Genomic DNA, 24,726 nt, shown 5'->3' on the forward strand with positions numbered 1-24,726 from the left:
TCACGAGGGTGGGGGCACATGGCGCGTTCCGTCGGCAGGGGAGAGAACTCTCAGAGAATGGACAGCCTGGGCCGTTTCTCATCGCTCTCCCACAGGGAAACCCGAGTTTATGGCACAGAAGCGGCTCTAGTGTCCGGTGAATGCATTCCGAGCCCGCCATCGAGAACCGCACCCCTCACGGTCGCCGCCGCAAACGCGGCAACGGGTCCCCCGAAGGGCCCGTGTTCGTCGACACCTCCGGACGCCGCGCCCGGCTGCTGCGCCGGATCGGCCTTGCCGTGGGGGCCGTCTGCCTCGGCTACGCGGCCGTGCTCGGCGCGGCCTTCCTGGGCTGGGGCACCGCGCTGACACCGGCGCGGTTGCTCCCGTTCGCGGGTGCGGGGCCCGGCGGCGGCCCCGGCGGCCCGGCCGGCCGAGGACTCCCGACGGCCCCGGCCGGCACAGCGGCCCCGACGGACCCGGCCGGGACGGGGACGCCGACGGACCCGGCCGGGACGGGGACGCCGGCGGACCCGGCCGTGACGGGGGCGCCGGCGGTGCCGCCCGGGGCCGCGGCCGGCACCGGCGTTCCCACCCCGCTGCCGTCCGCCTCGCCCTCCACCTCTGCCACGGCCGCGGCCTCGGCGTCCGCCGCCGCGGTCGCCGGATGACCGGGGCCGCCGTATGACCACGACCACCCCCTCCCGCGGCCGCCGCCGCGCACCCTCCCGGATGGAACGGGCCGCGGGCAAGGCCGCCGCGCTGCAGCGGCCGCGTGTCGTCCTCGCCCTGCTGCTCCTGCTCGCGCTGGTCTGCGTGATGCTCCTCGACGGCTATCTGCGCGCCGAGGTCGGCGGCGACCAGCGTGTGCGCACCGGCGCCAGTGCCGGGGACGTACCGGACGAGATCCTGGACGGCGGGCCGATCCTCACCTTCCGCGGCGGACAGGCCACGACCGTCTCGGTCCCGGACAAGACCATCGTGCTCACCTTCGACGACGGCCCCGACCCGACGTGGACGCCCCAGGTGCTGGCCGTCCTGGAGAAGTACTCCGTGCCCGCCACCTTCTTCCTGGTCGGCTCGATGGTGTCGCGCCACCCGGGCATCGTGGCCGACATGGTCGAGCAGGGCCACGAGGTGGGGATCCACACCTTCACGCACGTCGACCTGTCCTACCAGAGCGAGACCCGCGTCCGGCGCGAGACGGAACAGACGCAGCTCGCGCTCGCGGGCGCCGCCGGCATCACGACCACCCTGTTCCGGGCGCCCTACTCCTCGCAGACCGACGCCATCGACAACTACAGCTGGCCCGTCTACAAGAAGCTCGGCCAGGACGGCTACACCAGCGTCTTCGTCGACACCGACAGCGACGACTGGAAGCGGCCGGGCGTGGCGAAGATCGTCCAGTGGGCCACGCCGGAGAAGGACGAGGGCGCCTCGGTCCTCTTCCACGACGCGGGCGGCGAACGCTCCCAGACCATCGCCGCGCTGCCGAAGTACATCGAGAAGATGCGGGCGAAGGGCTACACCTTCACCACCGTCAGCGGCGTCGTGGACCAGCAACAGCCCCAGCAGGCACCCGCTGTCGCCCAGGGCGCCGGGCAGACGCGGCTGCAGGCCGCCCACCGCGAGGCCACCGGCACCCTCCTCTACGAGGGCAAGGCCCTGATCGCCGCCGTCGCCGTCGCCGAGGCCGTCGTGCCGACGCTGTCCGTCGCCCTCATGGTGGTCGGCGTCGCCGTCCTGGGCCGCTTCGGGATGATGCTGGTCCTCGCCCGCCGCCACCACAGACAGCGCAACCGGCGCCGGTTCCGCTGGGGTCCGCCGGTGACACGGCCGGTGAGCGTGATCGTCCCGGCCTACAACGAAAAGGAGTGCATCGCCAACACCCTCGGCTCCCTGGCCCGCAGCACCCACCCCATCGAGATCATCGTCGTCGACGACGGCTCGACGGACGGCACGGCCGACATCGCCGAGTCCCTCGGCATGCCCAACGTCCGCGTCATCCGCCAGGCCAACGCGGGCAAGCCGGCCGCGCTCGACACCGGGGTGCGCAGCGCCCGTCACGACCTCGTCGTGATGATGGACGGCGACACCGTCTTCGAGCCGGACACGGTGCGGCAGCTGGTGCAGCCCTTCGCCGACCCGGAGGTCGGCGCGGTCGCCGGCAACGCCAAGGTCGGCAACCGCACCACCGTCATCGGCGCCTGGCAGCACATCGAGTACGTGATGGGCTTCAACCTCGACCGCCGCATGTACGACCTGCTGCGCTGCATGCCCACCATCCCCGGCGCGATCGGGGCGTTCCGCCGCGAGGCGGTGCTCCAGGTGGGCGGCATGAGCGAGGACACGCTCGCCGAGGACACCGACATCACCATCGCGCTGCACCGCGCCGGGTGGCGGGTCGTCTACCAGGAGCACGCCCGCGCGTGGACGGAGGCGCCGGGCTCGCTCAAGCAGCTGTGGTCCCAGCGCTACCGCTGGTCCTACGGCACCATGCAGGCCCTGTGGAAGCACCGCAAGTCCCTCACGGACAGGGGGCCTTCGGGCCGCTTCGGGCGGGTCGGCATGCCGCTGGTGGTGCTGTTCCAGATCGTCACGCCGGTCTTCGCGCCGCTCATCGACGTCTTCACCCTCTACGCGATGGTCTTCGTCGACCTGCGGGCGTCCCTGCTCGCGTGGGCGGCCGTGCTCGCCGTCCAGCTGCTGTGCGCGGCCTACGCCTTCCGCCTGGACGGCGAGAAGTACCGGTACCTGCTGATGATGCCGCTGCAGCAGCTGGCCTACCGGCAGATGATGTACCTCGTCCTCATCCACTCCTGTGTCACCGCCCTCACCGGCGGCCGGCTGCGCTGGCAGAAACTGAAGCGGACCGGCGAGGTCGGGACCCCGGTCGGGACGGGCTGATGGGGGCCCACCGCAAGGGCGCCGCGGTCGCGGCCCGGACCGGCGCCGCGGGCGCGCACCGGACCGGCGCCGCGGTCGCGGACCGGACCGGGGCCACGGCGCCGGCCGGCCGCGACCGCTACTTCGACACACTCCGCGCGCTCGCCCTGGTCCGGGTCGTCGCCTACCACACCTTCGAGTGGGCCTGGGCCGGACTGGTCTTCCCCTCCATGGGCGTGATGTTCGGCCTGGCCGGCACCCTCATGGCCAGGTCGCTCGCGCGCCCCGCGCCCGGTGTCGTCGCGAACCGGTTCCGGCGGCTGCTGCCGCCCTTCTGGTTCTGGGGCCTGTTCGTGACCGGCGCGATGCTGGTGCACGGCTGGATGCCGGGGTGGCAGATCGTCTACTGGGTCGTGCCGCTCGGCGATCCGCCCGGCAGCGCCCGGGGCGAACAGGCCTGGGAGATCCTCTGGTACCTGCGGACCTACCTGTGGTTCGTGCTCCTCTCCCCGCCGCTGCTGCGCCTGTTCCGGCGGGCGCCCGTCCCGGTGCTGCTGTCCTCGCTCGCCCCGGTCGTCGTGCTCACACAGGTCCGGCAGCCGCCGGACGGCCGGTTCGGCACCGCCCTCACGGACCTGGCGACCTTCCTGTGCTGCTGGCTCCTCGGCTTCGCCCACCACGAGGGCGTCCTGGCCCGGCTGAAACCCGCGTCGCTGCTCCCGCCCGCCCTGGCCGCCCTGGCGTTCGGCGCCTGGTACGCCCTCGCGCACCGGGCCGAGTACGGCACGTACGACCTGGACGAGAACCCGCTCGCGCAGGCCTTCTGGTCGGCCGGGTTCGTGGCGCTGCTGCTGTACGCCAAGGCCCGTCTCGGGACCGGCTTCGCGGGCCTGGCCCGGCACCGGCGTCTCGACCGGCTGGTGACGGTCGTCAACGCCCGCGCGGTGACGATCTACCTGTGGCACGAGATCGCGCTGATCCTGGCCGTACCGCTGATCGACCGGTGCTGGGACGTGCCGGCCTTCGAGGCGTATCTGCCCCTGGACAGCCAGTGGTTCCTGTTCGGCGTGGCCTGGGTGCTGATCGCGGTGTTCGTGCTGCTGTGCGGCTGGGTGGAGGACGTGGCGGCGCGGCGCGCACCCCGGCTCCTGCCGTGAGGGCGTACTGCAACAATGGGCCCGTGACCCGCGCATCCCTGGACAAGCAGCCGCACGAAGTCGCCTCGATGTTCGACGACGTGGCGGAACGGTACGACCTGACCAACGACGTGCTGTCCCTCGGCCAGGACCGGCGATGGCGCAAGGAGGTCGCCAGGGCGGTGGACGCGCGCCCGGCGCAGAAGATCCTCGACCTGGCCGCGGGCACGGGCACCTCCTCCCTGCCCTTCGCCCGCACCGGCGCCTACGTCGTCCCCTGCGACTTCTCCCAGGGCATGCTCCGGGTCGGCAAGCAGCGGCAGCCCTGGCTGCCCTACACCGCCGGCGACGCGACGCGGCTGCCGTTCAAGGACGACAGCTTCGACGCCGTCACCATCTCCTTCGGGCTGCGCAACGTGCAGGACACGGACGCGGCGCTGCGCGAGATGCACCGGGTGACCCGGCCCGGCGGGCGGATCGTGATCTGCGAGTTCTCGCACCCGACGTGGACGCCGTTCCGCACGGTCTACACCGAGTACCTGATGCGCGCCCTGCCGCCGGTCGCCCGGGCCGTGTCCTCCAACCCCGACGCCTACGTCTACCTCGCCGAGTCCATCCGCGCCTGGCCCGACCAGGCCGCGCTGGCCGGGCGGCTGGGCGGGGCCGGCTGGTCGCGGGTGGCCTGGCGCAACCTGAGCGGCGGGATCGTCGCCCTGCACCGCGGCTTCAAGGAGAGCTGAACCCCTCGGGCCCCGGCGGTCGGACCGTCGGACCGTCGGGTCTAGCGGTCGCTGAGCGCCATGTGCGGGTCGCCCGGCTCGTCCAGCTCCCGTCGCAGTCCGCCCCGGGGCGGACCCGGGAGGCGCGGCTCGTGCACGCCCCCGCCGCCCTCGCCCGGCCCGGGGCCGAACCACACGTGGACCATCGACTCCCGCGGCACCTCGGCGCCGGGCTGCGGGTACTGGCGGACGACGTAGTCGACGACGGCGAGGTGGAGGTCGGGCCGGTCCGGCGCGTTGAGGAGCAGCCCCCGGGCCCGGGCCGCCTCGCGCGCGTCCACGGCCATCAGACCGACCAGGCGGGGAACCCGCACCTCGGGTGTTTCGCGGGACATGTGCACAGATGTCACCCCCAGCGGTACGGGAAGGGTAACTCCGGGCCCGCGGCGGCCGGAAGCGGCAGGTGTCTTTCTGTGACAGTCGACCACGGAGCGTCACCGGCCGTGTCGCGCCGGGGCGGCCCTTCGATCGGGTGATCACGAGCGCTGAATAGACTGCCCGTGTCCTGTGCCCGTCGGCACGCAGACTTCGAACCTTGGGGAGATCCCGCCGTGACCGAGCCCCTCTCCGAAAACACCGCCGATGTCATCGTCGTCGGCGCGGGGCCAGCCGGCTCCACGACCGCGTACCACCTCGCCAAGGCCGGACTCGACGTACTGCTCCTGGAGAAGACCGAGTTCCCGCGCGAGAAGGTCTGCGGTGACGGCCTCACCCCGCGCGCGGTGAAGCAGCTCGTGGCGATGGGCATCGACATCTCGGAAGAGGCCGGCTGGCTGCGCAACAAGGGGCTGCGGATCATCGGCGGGGGAGTCCGTCTCCAGCTCGACTGGCCGGATCTCGCCTCCTTCCCCGACTACGGCCTGGTCCGCAAGCGGGACGACTTCGACGAGCAGCTCGCCCGGCAGGCCCAGAAGGCAGGCGCCCGGCTGTTCGAGAAGTGCAACGTGGGCGCGCCGATCGTCGACGACCGCACCGGCCGCATCACCGGAGTGCACGCCAAGCTCGGCGAGGAGAAGCGCGAGGTCACCTTCCACGCGCCGCTGGTCGTCGCCGCCGACGGCAACTCCACGCGGCTCTCCCTCGCGATGGGCCTGCACCGCCGTGAGGACCGCCCGATGGGCGTGGCCGTCCGCACGTACTTCACCAGCCCCCGCCACGAGGACGACTACCTGGAGTCCTGGCTGGAACTGTGGGACCGCCGCGGCGCCCAGGACCGTCTGCTGCCGGGCTACGGCTGGATCTTCGGCATGGGCGACGGCACCTCCAACGTCGGCCTGGGCGTGCTCAACACCTCCGAGTCCTTCAAGGAGCTGGACTGGCGCGAGGTCCTGAAGGCCTGGTGCGCCTCCATGCCGGAGGACTGGGGCTACACCCCCGACAACATGACCGGGCCGATCCGCGGCGCCGCGCTCCCCATGGCCTTCAACCGCCAGCCGCACTACACCAAGGGCCTGCTGCTGGTCGGAGACGCCGGCGGGCTGGTGAACCCGTTCAACGGCGAGGGCATCGCCTACGCCATGGAGTCCGGCCAGATCGCCGCCGACGTCATCGTGCAGGCCCACGCGCGCTCCACCCCGGCCGGCCGGGAGCTGGCGCTCCAGCGCTACCCGCGCGTGCTGAAGGACACCTACGGCGGCTACTACACCCTCGGCCGCGCGTTCGTGAAGCTCATCGGCAACCCGAAGGTCATGCAGATCGCCGCCCAGCGCGGTCTCACGCACCCGCTGCTGATGAAGTTCACGCTGAAGCTCCTGGCGAACCTCACCGACCCGACGGGCGGCGACGCGATGGACCGGATCATCAACGGCCTGAGCAAGGTCGCCCCGAAGGCCTGACCGGCCGCCCGGGGGAGCCGGGCCGGCGGCGCGGCGCACGCACACCTCGTCGCGCCGGTCCGCCGGCTGCCCCGGCACGGCCGGTCCGCCGGCTGCCCCGGCACGGCCGGTCCGCCGGCTGCCCCGGCACGGCCGCGCGCCGTCGGCTTCTCACGTCCCGTCAAGGCATCACCATGCGGGGACAATCAGGGCATAGGGTGCCGTCGAGGCCGGGGATCGTGCCGACCGCCGGGGCCGACGGCCCTGAAGCGCGTGGACGAGCCGCGGCTCCGGTTCGGGCCGCCCGGATGCGTCCGGCCCCGGCGAGGCGCTCACAGGGGCCCTGGAGAGGCGTGTGGGCGTGCCGGGGTGCGCGGGGCGGGCCCGGACAGGCCGGGAGGGCCGCTGCCCCGAGTGGCAGCGGCCCTCTTGCCCCTTATGCGCGCTTCAGTGCGGACGTGACGTCAGAGGACGCGCACCGCGCCCGACGCCGGGTAGCCGGACAGGTCCTGGATGACGACGCCCTTGGACGGGTTGGCCGCGTCCAGGTACTGGCCGTTCCCGATGTAGACACCCACGTGGTACGCGGAGCCCTTGCCGCCCCAGTACAGGATGTCGCCGACCTGGACGCTGGAGAGCGGGACGTCCGTGCCGACCATCGACTGGTCCTGCGAGATGCGGGGCAGTTCCACACCCACCTGCTTGTACGCGGCCTGCACCAGCGAGGAGCAGTCCCAGGCGTTGGGACCGGTGGCGCCCATGACGTAGGCGTCGCCCAGCTGGGCCTTGAGGAAGGCGATGACGGTGGCGACGCTGCCGCTGGCGGGCGCCGAGACCGACGTGGCGGCGGAGGCGGACGCGGACGTCGACGCGGACAGGGTGGCACGCTCGGCGCTGCGCTCGGCACGCTCGGCGGCGGCCTTGCGGGCGGCCTCGGCGGCCTTCTTCTTGGCCTCGGCCTTCTTCGCCTCGGCGAGGTCCTTCTTGGCCTCGGCGGCGGCCTCGGCGGCGGCCGCGTCACGCTCTGCGCGCAGCTCGTAGTTCGCGGCGGCCTGCTGCGTGGCGGCCGCCGACTGGGCGACCGCGGCGGACATGTCGGCCGTCAGGGTGGGCAGTTCGATGGTCTGCGTCACCGGCTCGGCGGCACTCGCCGAGGCCGACGCACCCGCCGCTGCCATGCTGAGAACGCCACCGGCAACTCCGGCACGCACGGCGATCGAAGAGGTCGCGCTGCGGCGGGGCTTCCGGTGGCTGCGTATGTGAGCGGTGTGGGACATGGGAACAACCGGTACCAGGGGCTCCTTCATATCTTCAAGAAACGTGTCCTGCGCCACAGTTGTTCAATCGGGCGCCCAAAACCCCCGAACGAGGCCCTTTATTGACGCCGTAACGGACATTGCGGGCGCGGTGTGACCGGCCTGTGATCACGGCGTTTGATCAATACGCCCGAATTGCCCCGCGCCTACCACTGGTTGGCTTGATTGGCCAAGCCCCGTTCTCACGCTCCTCTCATCAATGTGGCGGAGGTCACGGAACGGCTGGTCCGGCGGCCGCGTCCCGGCGCGCGGGTCACGGCCGGATCACGACCTCGCGGAGATCGTGAACGCGTGCACGCGTCCACACCCCGCCCTGGACGACCCCGGAGGTGTGAACGCGCCTCTATCAAGAGATCGAGTCCACCGCCAATTTGCATGCACGCGAACTCTCTTGATATTGAGACGCGCCTTCCGAGCTGCACTGACGAGCCAAAATGTCACCTCTGGTGATCACTCGGACGCTTCGCGTGTGAAGATCACCGCTCATCCGACTTCATGATCGATCGTCAGGTGGTGGAGATCACAAAGCTTGTGCAATACCCCGTGTCGCAGATCACAGAGCGTCGGGCATAAGATGCACGCGGTTGGGCTTGTGACCTGCTTCACATGTTCCCGATCTTCGCCGGGGCGGGCGGGGTTCGCGGGACGGGTGAGACGGACGTGAGCCCGACGCAAACCGCCAGCAGTCAGTGCCGACTGAGAGGAGCGAGGAGCGGTGAACGCTTATGCGCCCATCCTCGTACTGGGAGCCCTCGGGGCAGGCTTTGCGATCTTCTCCGTGGTCATGGCCACGTTGATCGGGCCCAAGCGGTACAACCGGGCCAAGCTCGAGGCCTACGAGTGCGGTATCGAGCCGACCCCCACGCCGGCCGGCGGCGGGCGCTTCCCCATCAAGTACTACCTGACGGCGATGCTCTTCATCGTCTTCGACATCGAGATCGTCTTCCTCTACCCCTGGGCCGTCACCTTCGACGCCCTGGGGATCTTCGGGCTCGTGGAGATGCTGCTCTTCGTGCTCACCGTCTTCGTCGCGTACGCGTACGTATGGCGGCGCGGCGGCCTGGAATGGGACTGAGGGGCCACAAGTCATGGGACTCGAAGAAAAGCTGCCGAGCGGCTTCCTGCTGACCACCGTCGAGCAGGCCGCGGGCTGGGTGCGCAAGGCGTCGGTCTTCCCCGCCACGTTCGGCCTCGCCTGCTGCGCCATCGAGATGATGACCACCGGTGCCGGCCGCTACGACCTGGCGCGCTTCGGCATGGAGGTCTTCCGGGGCTCGCCGCGCCAGGCGGACCTGATGATCGTCGCCGGCCGGGTCAGCCAGAAGATGGCGCCGGTGCTGCGGCAGGTCTACGACCAGATGCCGAACCCCAAGTGGGTGATCTCCATGGGGGTCTGCGCCTCCTCGGGCGGCATGTTCAACAACTACGCGATCGTCCAGGGCGTCGACCACATCGTGCCGGTCGACATCTACCTCCCCGGCTGTCCGCCACGGCCGGAGATGCTGATGGACGCCATCCTCAAGCTCCACCAGAAGATCCAGTCCTCCAAGCTCGGCGTGAACGCCGAGGAGGCGGCCCGCGAGGCGGAGGAGGCGGCGCTCAAGGCCCTGCCCACGATCGAGATGAAGGGGCTGCTGCGGTGAGCGACGCGAACGGCAACGGTGTCAATCCCGAGAAGGACCTCTCCGCGGAGAACCTCCCCGGCCAGCGCGGCCGGGGCGGCGAGGAGATCCGCGTCCAGCGCGGCATGTTCGGCGCCCGCAACGGCGGCGACACCTCCGGCTACGGCGGCCTGGTCCGCTCGGTCCGGCTCCCGGGACCGGCGAACCGCCCCTACGGCGGCTGGTTCGACGAGGTCGCCGACGAGCTGGAGGGGGCCCTGGAGGAACAGGGCCTGCTGCCCGAGAACGCCATCGAGCGGACGGTCGTCGACCGCGACGAGCTGACCTTCCACATCGAGCGCGAGCACCTGGTCCGCGTCGCCCGCACCCTGCGCGACGACCCGGCCCTGCGCTTCGAGCTGTGCACCGGCGTCAGCGGCGTGCACTACCCGAACGACAAGGGCCGCGAGCTGCACGCCGTCTACCACCTGCGCTCGATCACCCACAACCGGGTGATCCGCCTGGAGGTCAGCTGCCCCGACAGCGACCCGCACATCCCGTCGCTGTTCTCGGTCTATCCGACCAACGACTGGCACGAGCGCGAGACGTACGACTTCTTCGGCATCGTCTTCGACGGCCACCCCGCCCTGACCCGGATCATGATGCCGGACGACTGGCAGGGCCATCCGCAGCGCAAGGACTACCCCCTCGGCGGCATCCCCGTCGAATACAAGGGCGCCCAGATCCCGGCTCCGGACCAGCGGAGGTCGTACTCATGAGCACTTCCCACGCCTCCCCCCGGGAGACCACCGAAGGCACCGTCTACACGGTCACCGGCGGCGACTGGGACGAGGTCGTCCAGTCCGCCGCCCGCGCCGACGACGAGCGCATCGTCGTCAACATGGGCCCGCAGCACCCGTCCACGCACGGCGTGCTCCGCCTGATCCTGGAGATCGAGGGCGAGACCGTCACCGAGGCCCGCTGCGGCATCGGCTACCTGCACACCGGCATCGAGAAGAACCTCGAGTACCGGACGTGGACGCAGGGCACGACGTTCGTGACACGCATGGACTACCTGACGCCGTTCTTCAACGAGACGGCGTACTGCCTCGGCGTCGAGAAGCTCCTCGGCATCGAGGACCAGATCCCGGACCGCGCCTCGATCATCCGCGTGCTCCTGATGGAGCTGAACCGGCTGTCCTCGCACCTGGTGTGCATCGCCACCGGCGGCATGGAACTCGGCGCCACCACGATCATGATCTACGGCTTCCGTGATCGTGAACTCATTCTCGACATCTACGAGCTGATCACCGGCCTGCGGATGAACCACGCCTACATCCGCCCCGGCGGCCTCGCCCAGGACCTGCCGCCCGGCGCCGTGGACCAGATCCGCGAGTTCGTGAAGAAGATGAAGAAGAACCTCCCGGAGTACGACAAGCTCGCCACCGGGAACCCCATCTTCAAGGCCCGTATGCAGGACATCGGCTACCTGGACCTGGCCGGCTGCATGGCCCTCGGTGCCACGGGCCCGATCCTGCGCTCCACCGGCCTGCCGCACGACCTGCGCAAGGCCCAGCCGTACTGCGGCTACGAGACGTACGACTTCGACGTCCCGACCGCCGACACCTGCGACTCCTACGGCCGCTTCCTGATCCGCCTGGAGGAGATGCGCCAGTCGCTGCGGATCATCGAGCAGTGCCTGGACCGGCTCCAGCCCGGGCCGGTCATGGTCGCCGACAAGAAGATCGCCTGGCCCGCCCAGCTCGCCCTGGGCCCCGACGGGCTCGGCAACTCCCTCGACCACATCAAGAAGATCATGGGCACCTCCATGGAGGCCCTGATCCACCACTTCAAGCTGGTCACCGAGGGCTTCCGCGTCCCGCCGGGACAGGCCTACGCGGCGGTCGAGTCGCCCAAGGGCGAACTCGGGGTGCACGTCGTGTCCGACGGCGGCACCCGCCCCTACCGGGTCCACTTCCGCGACCCGTCCTTCACCAACCTGCAGGCGATGGCGGCGATGTGCGAGGGCGGCCAGGTCGCCGACGTCATCGTCGCCGTCGCGTCCATCGACCCCGTGATGGGAGGCGTCGACCGGTGACCACTTCGTCTTCCGAGCGGGGCGTCGGCCTGGGCATGCCCGAACTGCCCCCACCCGCCTACCCGGACGACGTCCGGGCCCGGCTGGAGAGCGACGCGCGCGAGATCATCGCCCGCTACCCGGACTCCCGCTCCGCCCTCCTGCCGCTGCTGCACCTCGTCCAGTCGGAGGAGGGTCACGTCACACGCACCGGCATGCGGTTCTGCGCGGACGTGCTCGGCCTGACCACGGCCGAGGTCACCGCCGTCGCGACCTTCTACACCATGTACCGGCGCAAGCCGAGCGGTGACTACCAGGTCGGGGTGTGCACCAACACCCTGTGCGCCGTCATGGGCGGGGACGCGATCTTCGAGGAGCTCCAGGAGCACCTCGGCGTCGGCAACGGCGAGACCACCGACGACGGCAAGGTCACCCTGGAGCACATCGAGTGCAACGCGGCCTGCGACTTCGCGCCGGTCGTGATGGTCAACTGGGAGTTCTTCGACAACCAGACCCCCGCCAGCGCCAAGCGCCTCGTCGACGACCTGCGCGCCGGACGCCCGGTCACGCCCACGCGCGGGGCGCCGCTGTGCACCTTCAAGGACACCGCCCGCATCCTGGCCGGCTTCCCCGACGAGCGGGACGGCGCCGTGGAGTCCGGGGGAAGCGCGGGACCGGCCTCCCTGGTCGGCCTGAAGCTCGCCAAGGGCGAGGCGTCCCCCGCGCGCGTGGTGCACCCGCGCGGTGAGGCCGCCCGCACCGGGGCGCCGCACGAGCCGTCGCCGACGGAGCACCTGAGTTCGCACGACGCGCCGCAGGACACGTCGGCCTCCGACCCGGCCCACCCGGCCGGGCCGACCGCCGAGGAGGGGGAGTGATGACCTTGGCAGCCGAACTGAAGGACATGAGCCCGGAGAAGCTGCTCGCACCGGTGCTGTCGGCCTTCTGGGACGAGGACAGGTCCTGGACGCTGGACGTGTACCGGCGGCACGACGGCTACGAGGGGCTGCGCAAGGCGCTCGCCATGTCGCCGGACGACGTGATCGCGTACGTCAAGGAGTCCGGTCTGCGCGGACGCGGCGGCGCCGGCTTCCCGACCGGCATGAAGTGGCAGTTCATCCCGCAGGGCGATGGAAAGCCGCACTATCTGGTTGTCAACGCCGACGAGTCGGAGCCGGGGACGTGCAAGGACATCCCGCTCCTCTTCGCGAACCCGCACAGCCTCATCGAGGGCATGATCATCGCGTGCTACGCGATCAGGTCGTCGCACGCCTTCATCTATCTGCGGGGTGAAGTCGTCCCCGTGCTGCGGCGGTTGCACTCGGCCGTACGCGAGGCGTACGCGGCGGGCTTCCTCGGCGAGAACATCCTCGACAGCGGACTCGATCTCGACATCACGGTGCACGCGGGCGCGGGCGCGTACATCTGCGGTGAGGAGACCGCACTGCTCGACTCGCTCGAAGGCCGCCGGGGTCAACCGCGGCTCCGTCCCCCCTTCCCCGCCGTCGCGGGCCTCTACGCGTGCCCGACTGTGGTGAACAACGTCGAATCGATCGCGTCGGTTCCCGCGATCATGAACCGGGGCAAGGACTGGTTCCGGTCGATGGGCAGCGAGAAGTCGCCCGGCTTCACGCTCTACTCCCTCTCCGGCCACGTCGCCAGCCCCGGTCAGTACGAGGCGCCGCTCGGGATCACGCTCCGCCAGCTCCTCGACATGAGCGGCGGGATGCGCCCGGGGCACCGCCTCAAGTTCTGGACGCCGGGCGGCTCCTCGACCCCGATGTTCACCGACGAGCACCTCGACGTCCCCCTCGACTACGAAGGAGTGGGCGCCGCGGGTTCCATGCTCGGCACCAAAGCCCTCCAGTGCTTCGACGAGACGACCTGTGTGGTCCGTGCCGTCACGCGCTGGACGGAGTTCTACGCCCACGAGTCCTGCGGCAAGTGCACGCCCTGCCGCGAGGGGACGTACTGGCTCGTGCAGCTGCTGCGCGACATCGAGGCCGGCAAGGGACGCATGTCCGACCTCGACAAGCTGAACGACATCGCCGACAACATCAACGGCAAGTCCTTCTGCGCCCTCGGCGACGGCGCCGCCTCGCCGATCTTCTCCTCGCTCAAGTACTTCCGCGAGGAGTACGAGCAGCACATCACGGGCCGGGGCTGCCCCTTCGACCCGGCCAGGTCGACGGCCTGGGCCGACCGCACGGAGGTGAACGCATGACCGTGACCACCAGCTCTCCCTCCGGCGGGGGAGAGGCGGCGGTCCCGCCGGAGGACCTCGTGTCGCTGACGATCGACGGCGCCGAGATCAGCGTGCCCAAGGGCACCCTGGTCATCCGGGCCGCCGAACAGCTCGGCATCGAGATCCCCCGGTTCTGCGACCACCCCCTCCTGGACCCGGCCGGCGCCTGCCGCCAGTGCATCGTCGAGGTCGAGGGCCAGCGCAAGCCGATGGCCTCCTGCACCATCACCTGCACCGACAGCATGGTCGTCAAGACGCACCTCAGCTCCCCGGTCGCGGAGAAGGCCCAGAAGGGTGTGATGGAGCTGCTGCTCATCAACCACCCGCTGGACTGCCCGGTCTGCGACAAGGGCGGCGAGTGCCCGCTGCAGAACCAGGCCATGTCGCACGGCGACGCCGAGTCCCGCTTCGAGGGCCGCAAGCGGACCTACGAGAAGCCGGTCCCGATCTCCACGCAGGTGCTGCTCGACCGCGAGCGCTGTGTGCTGTGCGCCCGCTGCACCCGCTTCTCCAACCAGGTCGCGGGCGACCCGATGATCGAGCTGATCGAGCGGGGCGCGCTGCAGCAGGTCGGCACCGGCGAGGGCGACCCGTTCGAGTCGTACTTCTCCGGCAACACCATCCAGATCTGCCCGGTGGGAGCGCTGACCTCGGCGGCGTACCGATTCCGCTCCCGGCCCTTCGACCTGGTCTCCTCCCCGTCGGTGTGCGAGCACTGCTCCGGCGGCTGCGCCACCCGCACCGACCACCGGCGCGGCAAGGTCATGCGGCGCCTCGCGGCCGAGGACCCCGAGGTCAACGAGGAGTGGATCTGCGACAAGGGGCGGTTCGCCTTCCGCTACGCCCAGCAGCGCGACCGGCTGACGACGCCCCTGGTGCGCAACGCCGAGGGCGAGCTGGAACCGGCCTCCTGGCCCGAGGCGCTGCAGATCGCGGCCCAGGGGCTGCTGGCCTCCCGGGGCCGCACCGGCGTGCTGACCGGCGGCCGCCTCACCGTCGAGGACGCCTACGCGTACAGCAAGTTCGCGCGCGTGGCGCTCGACACCAACGACATCGACTTCCGCGCGCGCGTGCACAGCAGCGAGGAGGCCGACTTCCTCGCGGCGCAGATCGCCGGCCGCGGCCGGGACCTCGACGGCACGGGCGTCACGTACACCGCGCTGGAGAAGGCCCCGGCCGTCCTCCTGGTCGGGTTCGAGGCCGAGGAGGAGGCGCCCGGCGTCTTCCTGCGGCTGCGCAAGGCCTGGCGCAAGCACGGGCAGCGGACCTTCGCGCTCGCCACGCACACCACGCGGGGCCTGGAGAAGGCCGGCGGCACCCTGCTCCCGGCGGCTCCCGGCACCGAGACCGAGTGGCTGGACGCGCTCGCGAGCGGGGTCGGCCTGGAGGACGAGGGTGCGCTCGCCGCCGAGGCGCTGCGCGCCGAGGGCGCGGTGATCGTGGTCGGCGAGCGGCTGGCCGCGGTGGCCGGTGGGCTGACGGCCGCCGTCCGCACCGCCGCCGCCACCGGCGCCCGGCTGGTGTGGATCCCGCGCCGGGCCGGGGAGCGCGGCGCCGTCGAGGCGGGCGCGCTGCCCTCGCTGCTGCCGGGCGGGCGCCCGGCCACCGACCCGCGCGCGCGGGACGAGGTCGCCGCCGTCTGGGGCGTCGCCGGCCTGCCGCACCGCTACGGCCGCGACACCGGCCAGATCGTGGAGGCCGCCGCGACCGGCGAACTCCAGGCCCTGCTGGTGGCGGGCGTGGAGATCGCCGACCTGCCCGACCCGGCACGCGCGCGTGCCGCGCTCGACGAGGTGGGCTTCCTGGTCTCGCTCGAACTGCGGCCCAGTGAGGTCTCCCGCAAGGCCGACGTGGTGCTGCCCGTGGCGGCGGTCGCCGAGAAGGCCGGCACCTTCCTCAACTGGGAAGGCCGGGTGCGCTCCTTCGAGGCGGCGCTCAAGCCCGACCAGATGACCCGCACCCTCGCGCCCACCGACGCGCGCGTGCTGCAGATGCTCGCCGACGCCATGGACGTCCACCTGGGGCTGCCGGATCTGCGCACCGTGCGCGCCGAGATCGACCGGCTCGGTGCCTGGGACGGCTCCCGGGCCGGCGAGCCCCGGGAGACGGCGGCCGCGCTGCCCCGCCCGGCGGCCGGGGAGGCCGTGCTCGCCGGGCACCGGCTCCTGCTCGACCAGGGCCTCCTGCAACAGGGCGACGAGGCCCTCGCCGGAACGCGGCACGCCGCACGCGCGCGTGTATCGGCCGCGACGGCCGCCGAGGCGGGCGTCAAGGACGGCGACCTCCTCGCGGTCACCGGCCCCGAGGGCGCCGTCGCCCTGCCGCTGCAGATCAGCGACATGCCCGACCGGGTGGTGTGGCTGCCGCTCAACTCCACCGGAGGGGGCGTCGCCTCCGACACCGGGGCGCGGCCCGGCTCCCTCGTCCGCATCGGCCCGGCGACGCTCGCCGGCGAGGCCCCCAAGGAGGTGGAGGCATGAGCCCGTCGTACCTCGCTGCTGAAGACCTCTCGCTGTTCGGCACCGACCCCTGGTGGCTGGTCGTCATCAAGGCGGTGTTCTGCTTCGCCTTCCTGATGGTGACCGTGCTGATCTCCATCGTCATGGAGCGCAAGGTCGTCGCCTGGATGCAGCTGCGCATCGGCCCCAACCGGCACGGCCCCTGGGGCATGCTCCAGTCGCTCGCCGACGGCATCAAGCTGATGCTGAAGGAGGATGTGATCGTCAAGCGCGCGGACAAGGCGGTGTACGTCCTCGCGCCGATCATCGCGGCCATCCCGGCCTTCATGGCGATCGCGGTGATCCCCTTCGGCCCGGCCGGCAACGAGATCTCGATCTTCGGCCAGCGCACCACGATGCAGCTCACCGACCTGCCGATCGCGATGCTCTACATCCTCGCGGTCGCCTCGGTCGGCATCTACGGCATCGTCCTGGCGGGCTGGAGTTCCGGCTCGACGTACCCGCTGCTGGGCGGCCTGCGCTCGTGCGCCCAGATGATCTCCTACGAGATCGCGATGGGCGCCGCCTTCGCCTCCGTGTTCCTCTACTCCGGTTCGATGTCGACGTCGACGATCGTCGAGGGGCAGACCGACCGCTGGTACATCCTGCTGCTGCCGGTCTCCTTCATCCTCTACATCGTCACGATGGTCGGCGAGACCAACCGCGCGCCCTTCGACATGCCGGAGTCCGAGGGCGACCTGGTCGGCGGCTTCAACACCGAGTACTCGTCGATCAAGTTCGCGATGTTCATGCTCGCCGAGTACGTCAACATGGTGACCGTCTCGGCCGTCGCCACCACGCTCTTCCTCGGCGGCTGGCGGGCCCCCTGGCCGATCAGCACCTTCTGGGAGGGCGCCAACCACGGCTGGTGGCCGCTGCTGTGGTTCACCGTCAAGGTCCAGCTGCTGCTGTTCATGTTCATCTGGATCCGCGGCACCCTCCCGCGCGTGCGCTACGACCAGCTGATGAAGCTCGGCTGGAAGGTCCTCATCCCGGGCTCGCTGGTGTGGCTGATGCTCGTCGCGACCGTCCGGGCCCTGCGCAACGAGGGCTACGACTTCGCCGACATCGCCCTCTACGTCGGCGGCGCCGTGCTGGCCCTGCTGCTGCTCTCCTTCGTCGCCGACATGTTCCGCGAGAAGACCAGGCAGGCCGAGCAGCCGGCCGAGGCCCCGGCCGCCTTCGACCCGATGGCGGGCGGATTCCCCGTACCGCCCCTGCCGGGACAGGAACTTCCGCCCGTTCCGCGCCGGCCCTCGCGCCGGGAGCGGGAGCTGATTGTCAGTGGTGGGCCCGATACTCACAGTGACGGATCTCAGGGCGGATCTACGGATGGAAAGGAGGCGTCCGATGGCTGAGGAACTCGAGCGTTCGCAGGCCGAGGAACCGAAGGACACCAAGCCCGGCTTCATGAACCCGGTGGCCGGTTTCGGCGTGACCTTCAAGGCCATGTTCAAGAAGCGGCTGACCGAGCAGTACCCCGAGCAGCCGAAGACCACGGCCCCGCGCTTCCACGGACGGCACCAGCTCAACCGCCATCCGGACGGCCTGGAGAAGTGCGTCGGCTGCGAGCTGTGCGCCTGGGCCTGTCCCGCCGACGCGATCTACGTGGAGGGCGCGGACAACACCGAAGAGGAGCGCTACTCGCCCGGCGAGCGGTACGGCCGCGTCTACCAGATCAACTACGCCCGCTGCATCCTGTGCGGGCTGTGCATCGAGGCGTGCCCCACGCGCGCGCTGACCATGACCAACGAGTTCGAGCTGGCCGACTCCAGCCGCGCCAACCTCATCTACACCAAGGAGCAGCTGCTCGCCGGTCTGGAGGAGGGCATGGTCGACACCCCCCACGCCATCTACCCGGGCACGGACGAGCAGGACTACTACCGGGGCCTGGTGACGGAAGCCGCTCCGGGCACCGAGCGCCAGGTCGCCCACTCCAAGGGCGAGGTGGTGCAGGAGGCCGACTCGTCCTTCGGCGAGAGCGAACCGGCGTCGGAGAAGGTGATCGGCCGATGACCGCCCAGCTCGCCGCCTACTCCACCTCCACCGGAGAGGCCGTCCAGTTCTGGATCCTCGGCACCGTCGCGGTGATCGGCGCCCTGTGCACCATCCTGATGCGGCGGGCCGTGCACAGCGCGCTGTGCCTGGCCGGGACCATGATCATCTTGGCGGTGTTCTACCTCGCCAACGGCGCGTACTTCCTGGGCGTCGTCCAGATCGTCGTCTACACCGGCGCGATCATGATGCTGTTCCTGTTCGTGGTGATGCTCGTCGGCGTCACCGCGGCGGACTCCCTGAAGGAGACCATCAAGGGCCAGCGCTGGCTGGCCCTGCTGTGCGGACTCGGCTTCGGCGTGCTGCTGATCGCCGGGATCGGCAACGCGTCCTTGAAGGAGTTCAACGGCATCGGCCAGGCGAACGCCGGCGGCAACGTGGAGGGCATCGCCGCCCTCATCTTCACCAAGTACGTCTTCGCGTTCGAGATCACCGGCGCCCTGCTCATCACGGCCGCGGTCGGCGCCATGGTGCTCACCCACCGCGAGCGCACCGAGCGCGCCAAGACCCAGCGCGAACTCGCCGAGGAGCGCGTGCGCACGGGCACGTATCTGCCGCCGCTGCCGGCGCCCGGTGTCTACGCCCGGCACAACGCGGTCGACATCGCGGGCCTGCTGCCCGACGGCACCCCCTCCGACCTCACCGTCAGCAAGACGCTGCGCGAGCGGGGCCAGGTCCGGGACGTGTCGCAGGAGGCGCTCAACGATCTGCGGGCCCTGGAGCAGCGGGCCGAGGAGCGGCTGGAGCGCAAGGCCGTCGAGCCGGCCACGTTCAAGCGGCCCGAGGAGGCATCGAAGTGAACCCGGTCAACTACCTCTATCTCGCGGCCCTGCTGTTCACGATCGGCGCCACCGGCGTGCTGATCAGGCGCAACGCGATCGTGGTGTTCATGTGCATCGAGCTGATGCTCAACGCCTGCAACCTCGCGTTCGTCGCCTTCTCCCGGATGCACGGCAACCTCGACGGCCAGATCATCGCCTTCTTCACGATGGTCGTCGCCGCCGCGGAGGTCGTGGTGGGGCTCGCGATCATCGTGTCCCTGTTCCGTGCCCGCCACTCGGCCTCGGTCGACGACGCCAGCCTGATGAAGCTGTAAGGGGTCGGGAGAAAAGTGGAGAACCTGATTGCGCTGCTGGTGGCGGCGCCCCTGCTCGGAGCGGCGGTCCTGCTGTGCGGCGGACGCCGGCTGGACGCCGTCGGCCACTGGCTCGGCACGCTGCTCGCGGCCGTCTCCTTCGTGCTCGGCCTGGTGCTGTTCAGCGACATGCTGGCGCAGGACGCCGAGCACCGCGTCATGAGCCAGCACCTGTTCAGCTGGATCCCGGTCGAGGGCTTCCAGGCGGACGTCGCCTTCCAGCTCGACCAGCTGTCCATGACGTTCGTCCTGCTGATCACGGGCGTCGGATCGCTGATCCACCTGTACTCCGTCGGGTACATGGAGCACGACGAGCGGCGCCGCCGCTTCTTCGGCTATCTGAACCTGTTCCTCGCGGCGATGCTCATCCTCGTCCTCGCCGACAACTACCTGCTGCTGTACGTCGGCTGGGAGGGCGTCGGTCTCGCCTCCTACCTGCTGATCGGCTTCTGGCAGCACAAGCCCAGCGCCGCCACGGCCGCGAAGAAGGCCTTCCTGGTCAACCGCGTCGGCGACATGGGCCTGTCCATCGCGATCATGCTGATGTTCCTGTGGTTCGGCACCTTCGCCTTCGGGCCGGTGCTCGGCAGCCACGAGGAGGCCGGGCTCGCCGGCGCCGCCGGTGAGGACAAGCTGACGGCGATCGCCCTGATGCTGCTGCTCGCCGCCTGCGGCAAGTCCGCCCAGGTGCCGCTGCAGTCCTGGCTCGGGGACGCCATGGAGGGCCCGACCCCGGTCTCGGCCCTGATCCACGCCGCGACCATGGTGACCGCGGGCGTCTACCTGATCGTCCGCTCCGGCGCCGTCTTCAACGGCGCGCCGGACGCGCAGCTGGTCGTCACCATCGTCGGCGCGGTCACGCTCCTGTTCGGTGCGATCGTCGGTTGCGCGAAGGACGACATCAAGAAGGCGCTGGCCGGCTCGACCATGTCGCAGATCGGCTACATGATCCTCGCCGCGGGCCTCGGCCCCATCGGCTACGTCTTCGCGATCATGCACCTGGTGACGCACGGCTTCTTCAAGGCCGGCCTCTTCCTCGGCGCCGGTTCGGTCATGCACGGCATGAACGACGAGGTCGACATGCGCAGGTACGGCGGCCTGAGGAAGTACATGCCGGTCACGTTCGTCACCTTCGGCCTCGGCTACCTGGCGATCATCGGCTTCCCGGGCCTGTCCGGGTTCTTCTCCAAGGACAAGATCATCGAGGCGGCGTTCGCCAAGGGCGGCACCGAGGGCTGGATCCTCGGCGCTTGCGCCCTGCTCGGCGCGGCCATCACCGCGTTCTACATGACGCGCGTGATGCTGATGACGTTCTTCGGTGAGGAGCGCTGGCGGCACGCGCCGACGGCGTCCCCGGCCGAGCCGGACGTGGAGCCCGCGGCCGAGACTCGCGGCGAGTACACCCCGCCGCACCCGCACGAGTCGCCCAAGATCATGACGATCCCCATGATCGTGCTGGCCGTCGGGTCGGTCGCGGGCGGCGCGTTCTTCAGCATCGGCGACCGTTTCCTGCACTGGCTGGAGCCGATCACCGGGCACGACCACGGCAACCCGCCGGTCAGCGCCCTCACGGTCACGCTGTCCACCGTCGCCGTGATGGTCATCGGCGTCGCCCTCGCCTGGGCGCAGTACGGACGCCGCCCGGTCCCGGCCGTCGCCCCGCGCGGCTCGCTGCTCACCCGGGCCGCCCGCCGCGACCTGCTCCAGGACGACTTCAACCACGTCGTCCTGGTCCGCGGCGGCGAGCACCTCACGCGGTCCCTGGTCTACGTCGACCACACCCTGGTCGACGGCGTCGTCAACGGCACGGCGGCCTCGGTCGGCGGCCTCTCCGGGCGGATGCGCAGGCTGCAGAACGGCTTCGCCCGCTCCTACGCGGTCTCGATGTTCGGCGGCGCGGCGGTCATCGTCGCCGCGACCCTGCTGATGAGGGCGGTCTGATACCGATGTCCTTTCCCCTGCTGACAGCGACAGCGGCGCTCCCGGCGATCGGGGCGATCGCCACGGCCGCCGTACCGGCCGCGCGGCGCACGGCCGCCAAGTGGCTCGCGCTGCTCTTCTCGCTCGCCACGCTCGTCCTGGCGATCGTCGTCCTGGTCCGCTTCGACCCGGGCGGCGACCGCTACCAGCTCACCGAGTCGCACGCCTGGATCGCCGACTTCGGCGTCCGCTACGAACTGGGCGTGGACGGCATCGGCGTGGCGCTCATCGCGCTGACCGCGCTGCTCATCCCGTTCATCATCCTGGCGGGCTGGCACGACGCCGACCCCCTGGAGACCGGCAGCAGCCGGTGGCGGCCGACGCAGGGCTTCTTCGCCCTGATCCTGGCCGTCGAGGCGATGGTGATCCTCTCCTTCGAGGCCACCGACGTCTTCCTCTTCTACATCTTCTTCGAAGCCATGCTCATCCCGATGTACTTCCTCATCGGCGGCTTCGGTGACCGGGCCCACGAGCACGGCGAGAAGGCGGCGGCGACGCAGCGCTCGTACGCCGCGGTGAAGTTCCTCCTCTACAACCTTGCCGGCGGCCTGATCATGCTGGCCGCGGTGATCGGCCTGTACGTGGCCGCCGGGAACTTCTCGCTCCAGGAGATCTCCGAGGCCCGCGCCAACGGCACGCTGGACATGGCGACGGGCACCGAACGCTGGCTGTTCCTCGGCTTCTTCTTCGCCTTCGCGGTGAAGGCGCCGCTGTGGCCGCTGCACACCTGGCTGCCCAACGCGATGCAGGAGTCGACGGCCCCGGTCGCGGTCCTCATCACGGCGGTCGTCGACAAGGTCGGCACGTTCGCGATGCTCCGCTTCTGCCTCCAGCTCTTCCCGGAGGCCAGCAGGTGGGCCACGCCCGCGATCCTCGTCCTGGCGCTGATCAGCATCATCTACGGGGCGCTGCTCGCGGTCGGCCAGCGCGACATCAAGCGGCTGGTGGCGTACGCGTCGATCTCCCACTTCGGCTTCATCATCATGGGCATCTTCGCGATGACCAGCCAGGGCCAGTCCGGCGCGACGCTCTACATGATCAACCACGGCATCTCGACGGCCGCGCTGATGCTGGTCGCCGGTTTCCTGATCTCCCGGCGCGGCTCGCGGCTCATCGCCGACTACGGCGGGGTGCAGAAGGTCGCCCCGGTGCTCGCCGGCACGTTCCTGATCGGCAGCCTCGCGACGCTCTCCCTGCCGGGACTGGCGCCGTTCGTCAGTGAGTTCCTGGTGCTGGTCGGCACGTTCACGCGTTACCCGGTCATCGGCATCATCGCCACCTTCGGCATCGTCCTCGCCGCGCTCTACACCCTCGTCCTCTACCAGCGGACGATGACCGGCCCGGTGAAGCCGGAGGTCAGCGCCATGCCCGACCTCAAAGTGCGGGAAGTGGTGGTCGTCGCGCCGCTGGTCGTGCTGCTGATCTTCCTGGGCGTCTACCCGAAGCCCGTCACGGACATCGTCAACCCCGCGGTGGAGCAGACCATGTCCGACGTACAGAAGAAGGACCCCCAGCCCGAGGTGGAGGCGGCCAAGTGAGCGCATCAGCCGTCCACAGCCTGTGGACAACCGCGGCCGACCCGATCACCAAGATCGACGCGCCGAAGTTCGAGTACGGCCAGCTGGCGCCGACCCTGATCGTCGTGGGAGCGGCGATCGTCGGGATCCTGGTCGAGGCGTTCGTCCCGCGCAAATCCCGCTACTACGTCCAGATGTTCGTCTCCGTCGTCGCCCTGGCGGCCGCGTTCGCCGCGGTCGTCGCCCTAGCGGCCGACGGCTACGGCACGACCAAGGCGCGCATCGCGGCGATGGGCGCGATCGCCGTCGACGGACCGGCCCTGTTCCTGCAGGGCACGATCCTGCTGGCGGCCCTGGTCGGCCTGTTCACCTTCGCCGAGCGGCGCCTGGACCCGGCGGCGCACGGCAACCGCGTCGACTCCTTCGCGGCCCAGGCCGCCTCCGTGCCGGGCAGCGAGAGCGAGAAGGCCGCGGTCAGGGCCGGGTTCACCACCACCGAGGTGTTCCCGCTGCTGATGTTCGCCGTGGCCGGCATGCTGATCTTCCCGGCGGCCAACGACCTGCTGACGCTGTTCGTCGCCCTGGAGGTCTTCTCCCTCCCGCTGTACCTGCTGTGCGCCCTGGCCCGCCGCAAGCGGCTGATGTCCCAGGAGGCGGCGGTCAAGTACTTCCTGCTCGGCGCGTTCGCCTCCGCGTTCACCCTGTTCGGCATCGCGCTGCTGTACGGCTACGCGGGCTCGATGTCGTACGCGACGATCGCGCAGGTCGTCGACGGCACCGTCCAGGACGTCAACCCGGCGCTCGCCGACACCATGGGCAACGACGCGCTGCTCCTGGTCGGCGCCGCGCTGGTGGTGATGGGCCTGCTGTTCAAGGTGGGCGCGGTGCCGTTCCACATGTGGACCCCGGACGTCTACCAGGGCGCGCCGACCCCGGTGACCGGCTTCATGGCGGCGGCGACCAAGGTGGCGGCCTTCGGCGCGCTGCTGCGGGTGCTGTACGTCGTCCTGCCGGGCCTGCGCTGGGACTGGCGGCCGGTGATGTGGGCCGTGGCGATCGTCACCATGCTGGGCGGTGCGATCGTGGCGATCACGCAGACCGACATCAAGCGGCTGCTGGCGTACTCGTCGATCGCGCACGCCGGGTTCATCCTCGCCGGTGTCATCGCGACCACACCCGACGGCGTCTCGTCCGTCCTCTTCTACCTGGCCGCGTACTCGTTCGTGACGATCGGCGCCTTCGCGGTGGTCACGCTGGTGCGCGACGCGGGCGGTGAGGCGACGCACCTGTCCAAGTGGGCCGGGCTCGGCCGCCGCTCGCCGCTGGTGGCGGCCGTGTTCGCGGTGTTCCTGCTCGCCTTCGCGGGCATTCCGCTGACGTCCGGCTTCTCGGGCAAGTTCGCCGTGTTCAAGGCGGCGGCGGAGGGCGGGGCCGCCCCGCTCGTCGTCATCGGTGTCATCTCGTCGGCGATCGCGGCCTTCTTCTACATCCGCGTCATCGTGCTGATGTTCTTCAGCGAGCCGCGGCCGGAGGGCCCGACGGTTGCCGTGCCGTCGCCGCTGACCATGACGGCGATCGGCGTGGGCGTGGCGGTCACGCTGGTGCTCGGTGTGGCGCCGCAGTACTTCCTGGACCTGGCGGGGCAGGCGGGCGTGTTCGTCCGCTGAGCGTCGCCGCGAGCGTGGGACCCGGTCTCCTCGGAGGCCGG

The 24,726-nt window shown here is 70.6% G+C and carries 21 protein-coding genes; 19 read left to right on the forward strand and 2 right to left on the reverse strand.

The features are described from left to right. The first annotated feature begins 140 nt into the window (after window positions 1-140). The 4 genes from ACIGAN_RS28350 to ACIGAN_RS28365 are packed head-to-tail and all read left to right on the forward strand — an operon-like array spanning window position 141 to window position 4,741. The gene (locus ACIGAN_RS28350) at window positions 141-650 is read left to right on the forward strand and encodes a hypothetical protein (protein WP_399861861.1); all 510 of its coding nucleotides are present in this window, start codon (window positions 141-143) and stop codon (window positions 648-650) included. Between the two features lie 13 nt (window positions 651-663). Further along, a complete protein-coding gene (locus tag ACIGAN_RS28355) occupies window positions 664-2,886 on the forward strand; it encodes a bifunctional polysaccharide deacetylase/glycosyltransferase family 2 protein (RefSeq protein ID WP_399861863.1) in 2,223 nt (740 codons plus the stop codon). Beyond that, on the forward strand, window positions 2,886-4,022 hold the full coding sequence (locus ACIGAN_RS28360) for an acyltransferase (RefSeq protein ID WP_399861865.1): 1,137 nt from the start codon (window positions 2,886-2,888) through the stop codon (window positions 4,020-4,022). Before ACIGAN_RS28355 ends, ACIGAN_RS28360 begins: the two co-directional genes overlap by 1 nt. Before the next feature lie 23 nt (window positions 4,023-4,045). Further along, the gene (locus ACIGAN_RS28365; protein WP_399861867.1) at window positions 4,046-4,741 is read left to right on the forward strand and encodes a demethylmenaquinone methyltransferase; all 696 of its coding nucleotides are present in this window, start codon (window positions 4,046-4,048) and stop codon (window positions 4,739-4,741) included. A 41-nt stretch (window positions 4,742-4,782) separates the two neighbouring features. Here ACIGAN_RS28365 and ACIGAN_RS28370 read toward each other — a convergent pair whose 3' ends face one another. Beyond that, window positions 4,783-5,115 carry a PASTA domain-containing protein gene (locus tag ACIGAN_RS28370; RefSeq protein ID WP_399861869.1) on the reverse strand — a complete coding sequence of 111 codons (333 nt, stop codon included), beginning with the start codon at window positions 5,113-5,115 and terminating at the stop codon, window positions 4,783-4,785. Between the two features lie 216 nt (window positions 5,116-5,331). Between ACIGAN_RS28370 and ACIGAN_RS28375 the strand changes: the two genes are divergently transcribed. Further along, entirely contained in the window at window positions 5,332-6,615 is a 1,284-nt protein-coding gene (locus tag ACIGAN_RS28375) for a geranylgeranyl reductase family protein (RefSeq protein ID WP_365088713.1), read from the forward strand. Window positions 6,616-7,058: 443 nt separating this feature from the next. On the opposite strand, the gene ACIGAN_RS28380 is transcribed toward ACIGAN_RS28375, so the two are convergent. Further along, on the reverse strand, window positions 7,059-7,901 hold the full coding sequence (locus ACIGAN_RS28380) for a C40 family peptidase (RefSeq protein WP_365088714.1): 843 nt from the start codon (window positions 7,899-7,901) through the stop codon (window positions 7,059-7,061). A 724-nt stretch (window positions 7,902-8,625) separates the two neighbouring features. On the opposite strand from ACIGAN_RS28380, the gene ACIGAN_RS28385 reads away from it, so the two are divergent. From ACIGAN_RS28385 to nuoN, 14 genes are read left to right on the forward strand one after another with little or no spacing between them, the layout of a single operon-like run. Next, the gene (locus ACIGAN_RS28385; protein WP_003992243.1) at window positions 8,626-8,985 is read left to right on the forward strand and encodes an NADH-quinone oxidoreductase subunit A; all 360 of its coding nucleotides are present in this window, start codon (window positions 8,626-8,628) and stop codon (window positions 8,983-8,985) included. Between the two features lie 13 nt (window positions 8,986-8,998). Then, window positions 8,999-9,553, forward strand: a complete 555-nt coding sequence (locus ACIGAN_RS28390) for a NuoB/complex I 20 kDa subunit family protein (RefSeq protein WP_007383964.1) — start codon at window positions 8,999-9,001, stop codon at window positions 9,551-9,553. Continuing rightward, on the forward strand, window positions 9,550-10,290 hold the full coding sequence (locus ACIGAN_RS28395) for an NADH-quinone oxidoreductase subunit C (protein WP_365088715.1): 741 nt from the start codon (window positions 9,550-9,552) through the stop codon (window positions 10,288-10,290). The genes ACIGAN_RS28390 and ACIGAN_RS28395 overlap by 4 nt, the downstream gene beginning before the upstream one ends. Continuing rightward, a complete protein-coding gene (locus ACIGAN_RS28400) occupies window positions 10,287-11,609 on the forward strand; it encodes an NADH-quinone oxidoreductase subunit D (protein ID WP_365088716.1) in 1,323 nt (440 codons plus the stop codon). The genes ACIGAN_RS28395 and ACIGAN_RS28400 overlap by 4 nt, the downstream gene beginning before the upstream one ends. Next, entirely contained in the window at window positions 11,606-12,466 is an 861-nt protein-coding gene (gene nuoE / locus ACIGAN_RS28405) for an NADH-quinone oxidoreductase subunit NuoE (RefSeq protein ID WP_365088717.1), read from the forward strand. The genes ACIGAN_RS28400 and nuoE overlap by 4 nt, the downstream gene beginning before the upstream one ends. Then, window positions 12,463-13,812: an NADH-quinone oxidoreductase subunit NuoF gene (nuoF, locus tag ACIGAN_RS28410; RefSeq protein ID WP_399861872.1), complete on the forward strand. Its 1,350-nt coding sequence runs from the start codon at window positions 12,463-12,465 to the stop codon at window positions 13,810-13,812. Before nuoE ends, nuoF begins: the two co-directional genes overlap by 4 nt. Beyond that, window positions 13,809-16,313 (forward strand): NADH-quinone oxidoreductase subunit G, encoded by a 2,505-nt coding sequence (locus tag ACIGAN_RS28415; RefSeq protein ID WP_399861874.1) that lies wholly within the window; start codon window positions 13,809-13,811, stop codon window positions 16,311-16,313. Before nuoF ends, ACIGAN_RS28415 begins: the two co-directional genes overlap by 4 nt. Beyond that, window positions 16,310-17,689 (forward strand): NADH-quinone oxidoreductase subunit NuoH, encoded by a 1,380-nt coding sequence (nuoH, locus tag ACIGAN_RS28420; RefSeq protein ID WP_399861876.1) that lies wholly within the window; start codon window positions 16,310-16,312, stop codon window positions 17,687-17,689. Before ACIGAN_RS28415 ends, nuoH begins: the two co-directional genes overlap by 4 nt. Continuing rightward, window positions 17,682-18,347, forward strand: coding sequence for an NADH-quinone oxidoreductase subunit NuoI (gene nuoI / locus ACIGAN_RS28425; protein ID WP_365741653.1), 666 nt, complete (start codon window positions 17,682-17,684; stop codon window positions 18,345-18,347). The genes nuoH and nuoI overlap by 8 nt, the downstream gene beginning before the upstream one ends. Further along, window positions 18,344-19,186, forward strand: a complete 843-nt coding sequence (locus tag ACIGAN_RS28430; RefSeq protein ID WP_365741651.1) for an NADH-quinone oxidoreductase subunit J — start codon at window positions 18,344-18,346, stop codon at window positions 19,184-19,186. Before nuoI ends, ACIGAN_RS28430 begins: the two co-directional genes overlap by 4 nt. Next, window positions 19,183-19,482, forward strand: a complete 300-nt coding sequence (gene nuoK / locus ACIGAN_RS28435; RefSeq protein WP_003992252.1) for an NADH-quinone oxidoreductase subunit NuoK — start codon at window positions 19,183-19,185, stop codon at window positions 19,480-19,482. Before ACIGAN_RS28430 ends, nuoK begins: the two co-directional genes overlap by 4 nt. Window positions 19,483-19,497: 15 nt before the next feature. Next, window positions 19,498-21,462 (forward strand): NADH-quinone oxidoreductase subunit L, encoded by a 1,965-nt coding sequence (gene nuoL / locus ACIGAN_RS28440; protein WP_365088727.1) that lies wholly within the window; start codon window positions 19,498-19,500, stop codon window positions 21,460-21,462. A gap of 5 nt (window positions 21,463-21,467) precedes the next feature. Next, entirely contained in the window at window positions 21,468-23,039 is a 1,572-nt protein-coding gene (locus ACIGAN_RS28445) for an NADH-quinone oxidoreductase subunit M (RefSeq protein WP_399861878.1), read from the forward strand. Beyond that, complete coding sequence (gene nuoN, locus ACIGAN_RS28450; protein WP_399861880.1) at window positions 23,036-24,685, forward strand: NADH-quinone oxidoreductase subunit NuoN; 1,650 nt, start codon at window positions 23,036-23,038, stop codon at window positions 24,683-24,685. The genes ACIGAN_RS28445 and nuoN overlap by 4 nt, the downstream gene beginning before the upstream one ends. Window positions 24,686-24,726: the final 41 nt, after the last annotated feature.

The organism is Streptomyces sp. NPDC085931, assembly GCF_044540565.1.
GTDB lineage: Bacteria > Actinomycetota > Actinomycetes > Streptomycetales > Streptomycetaceae > Streptomyces.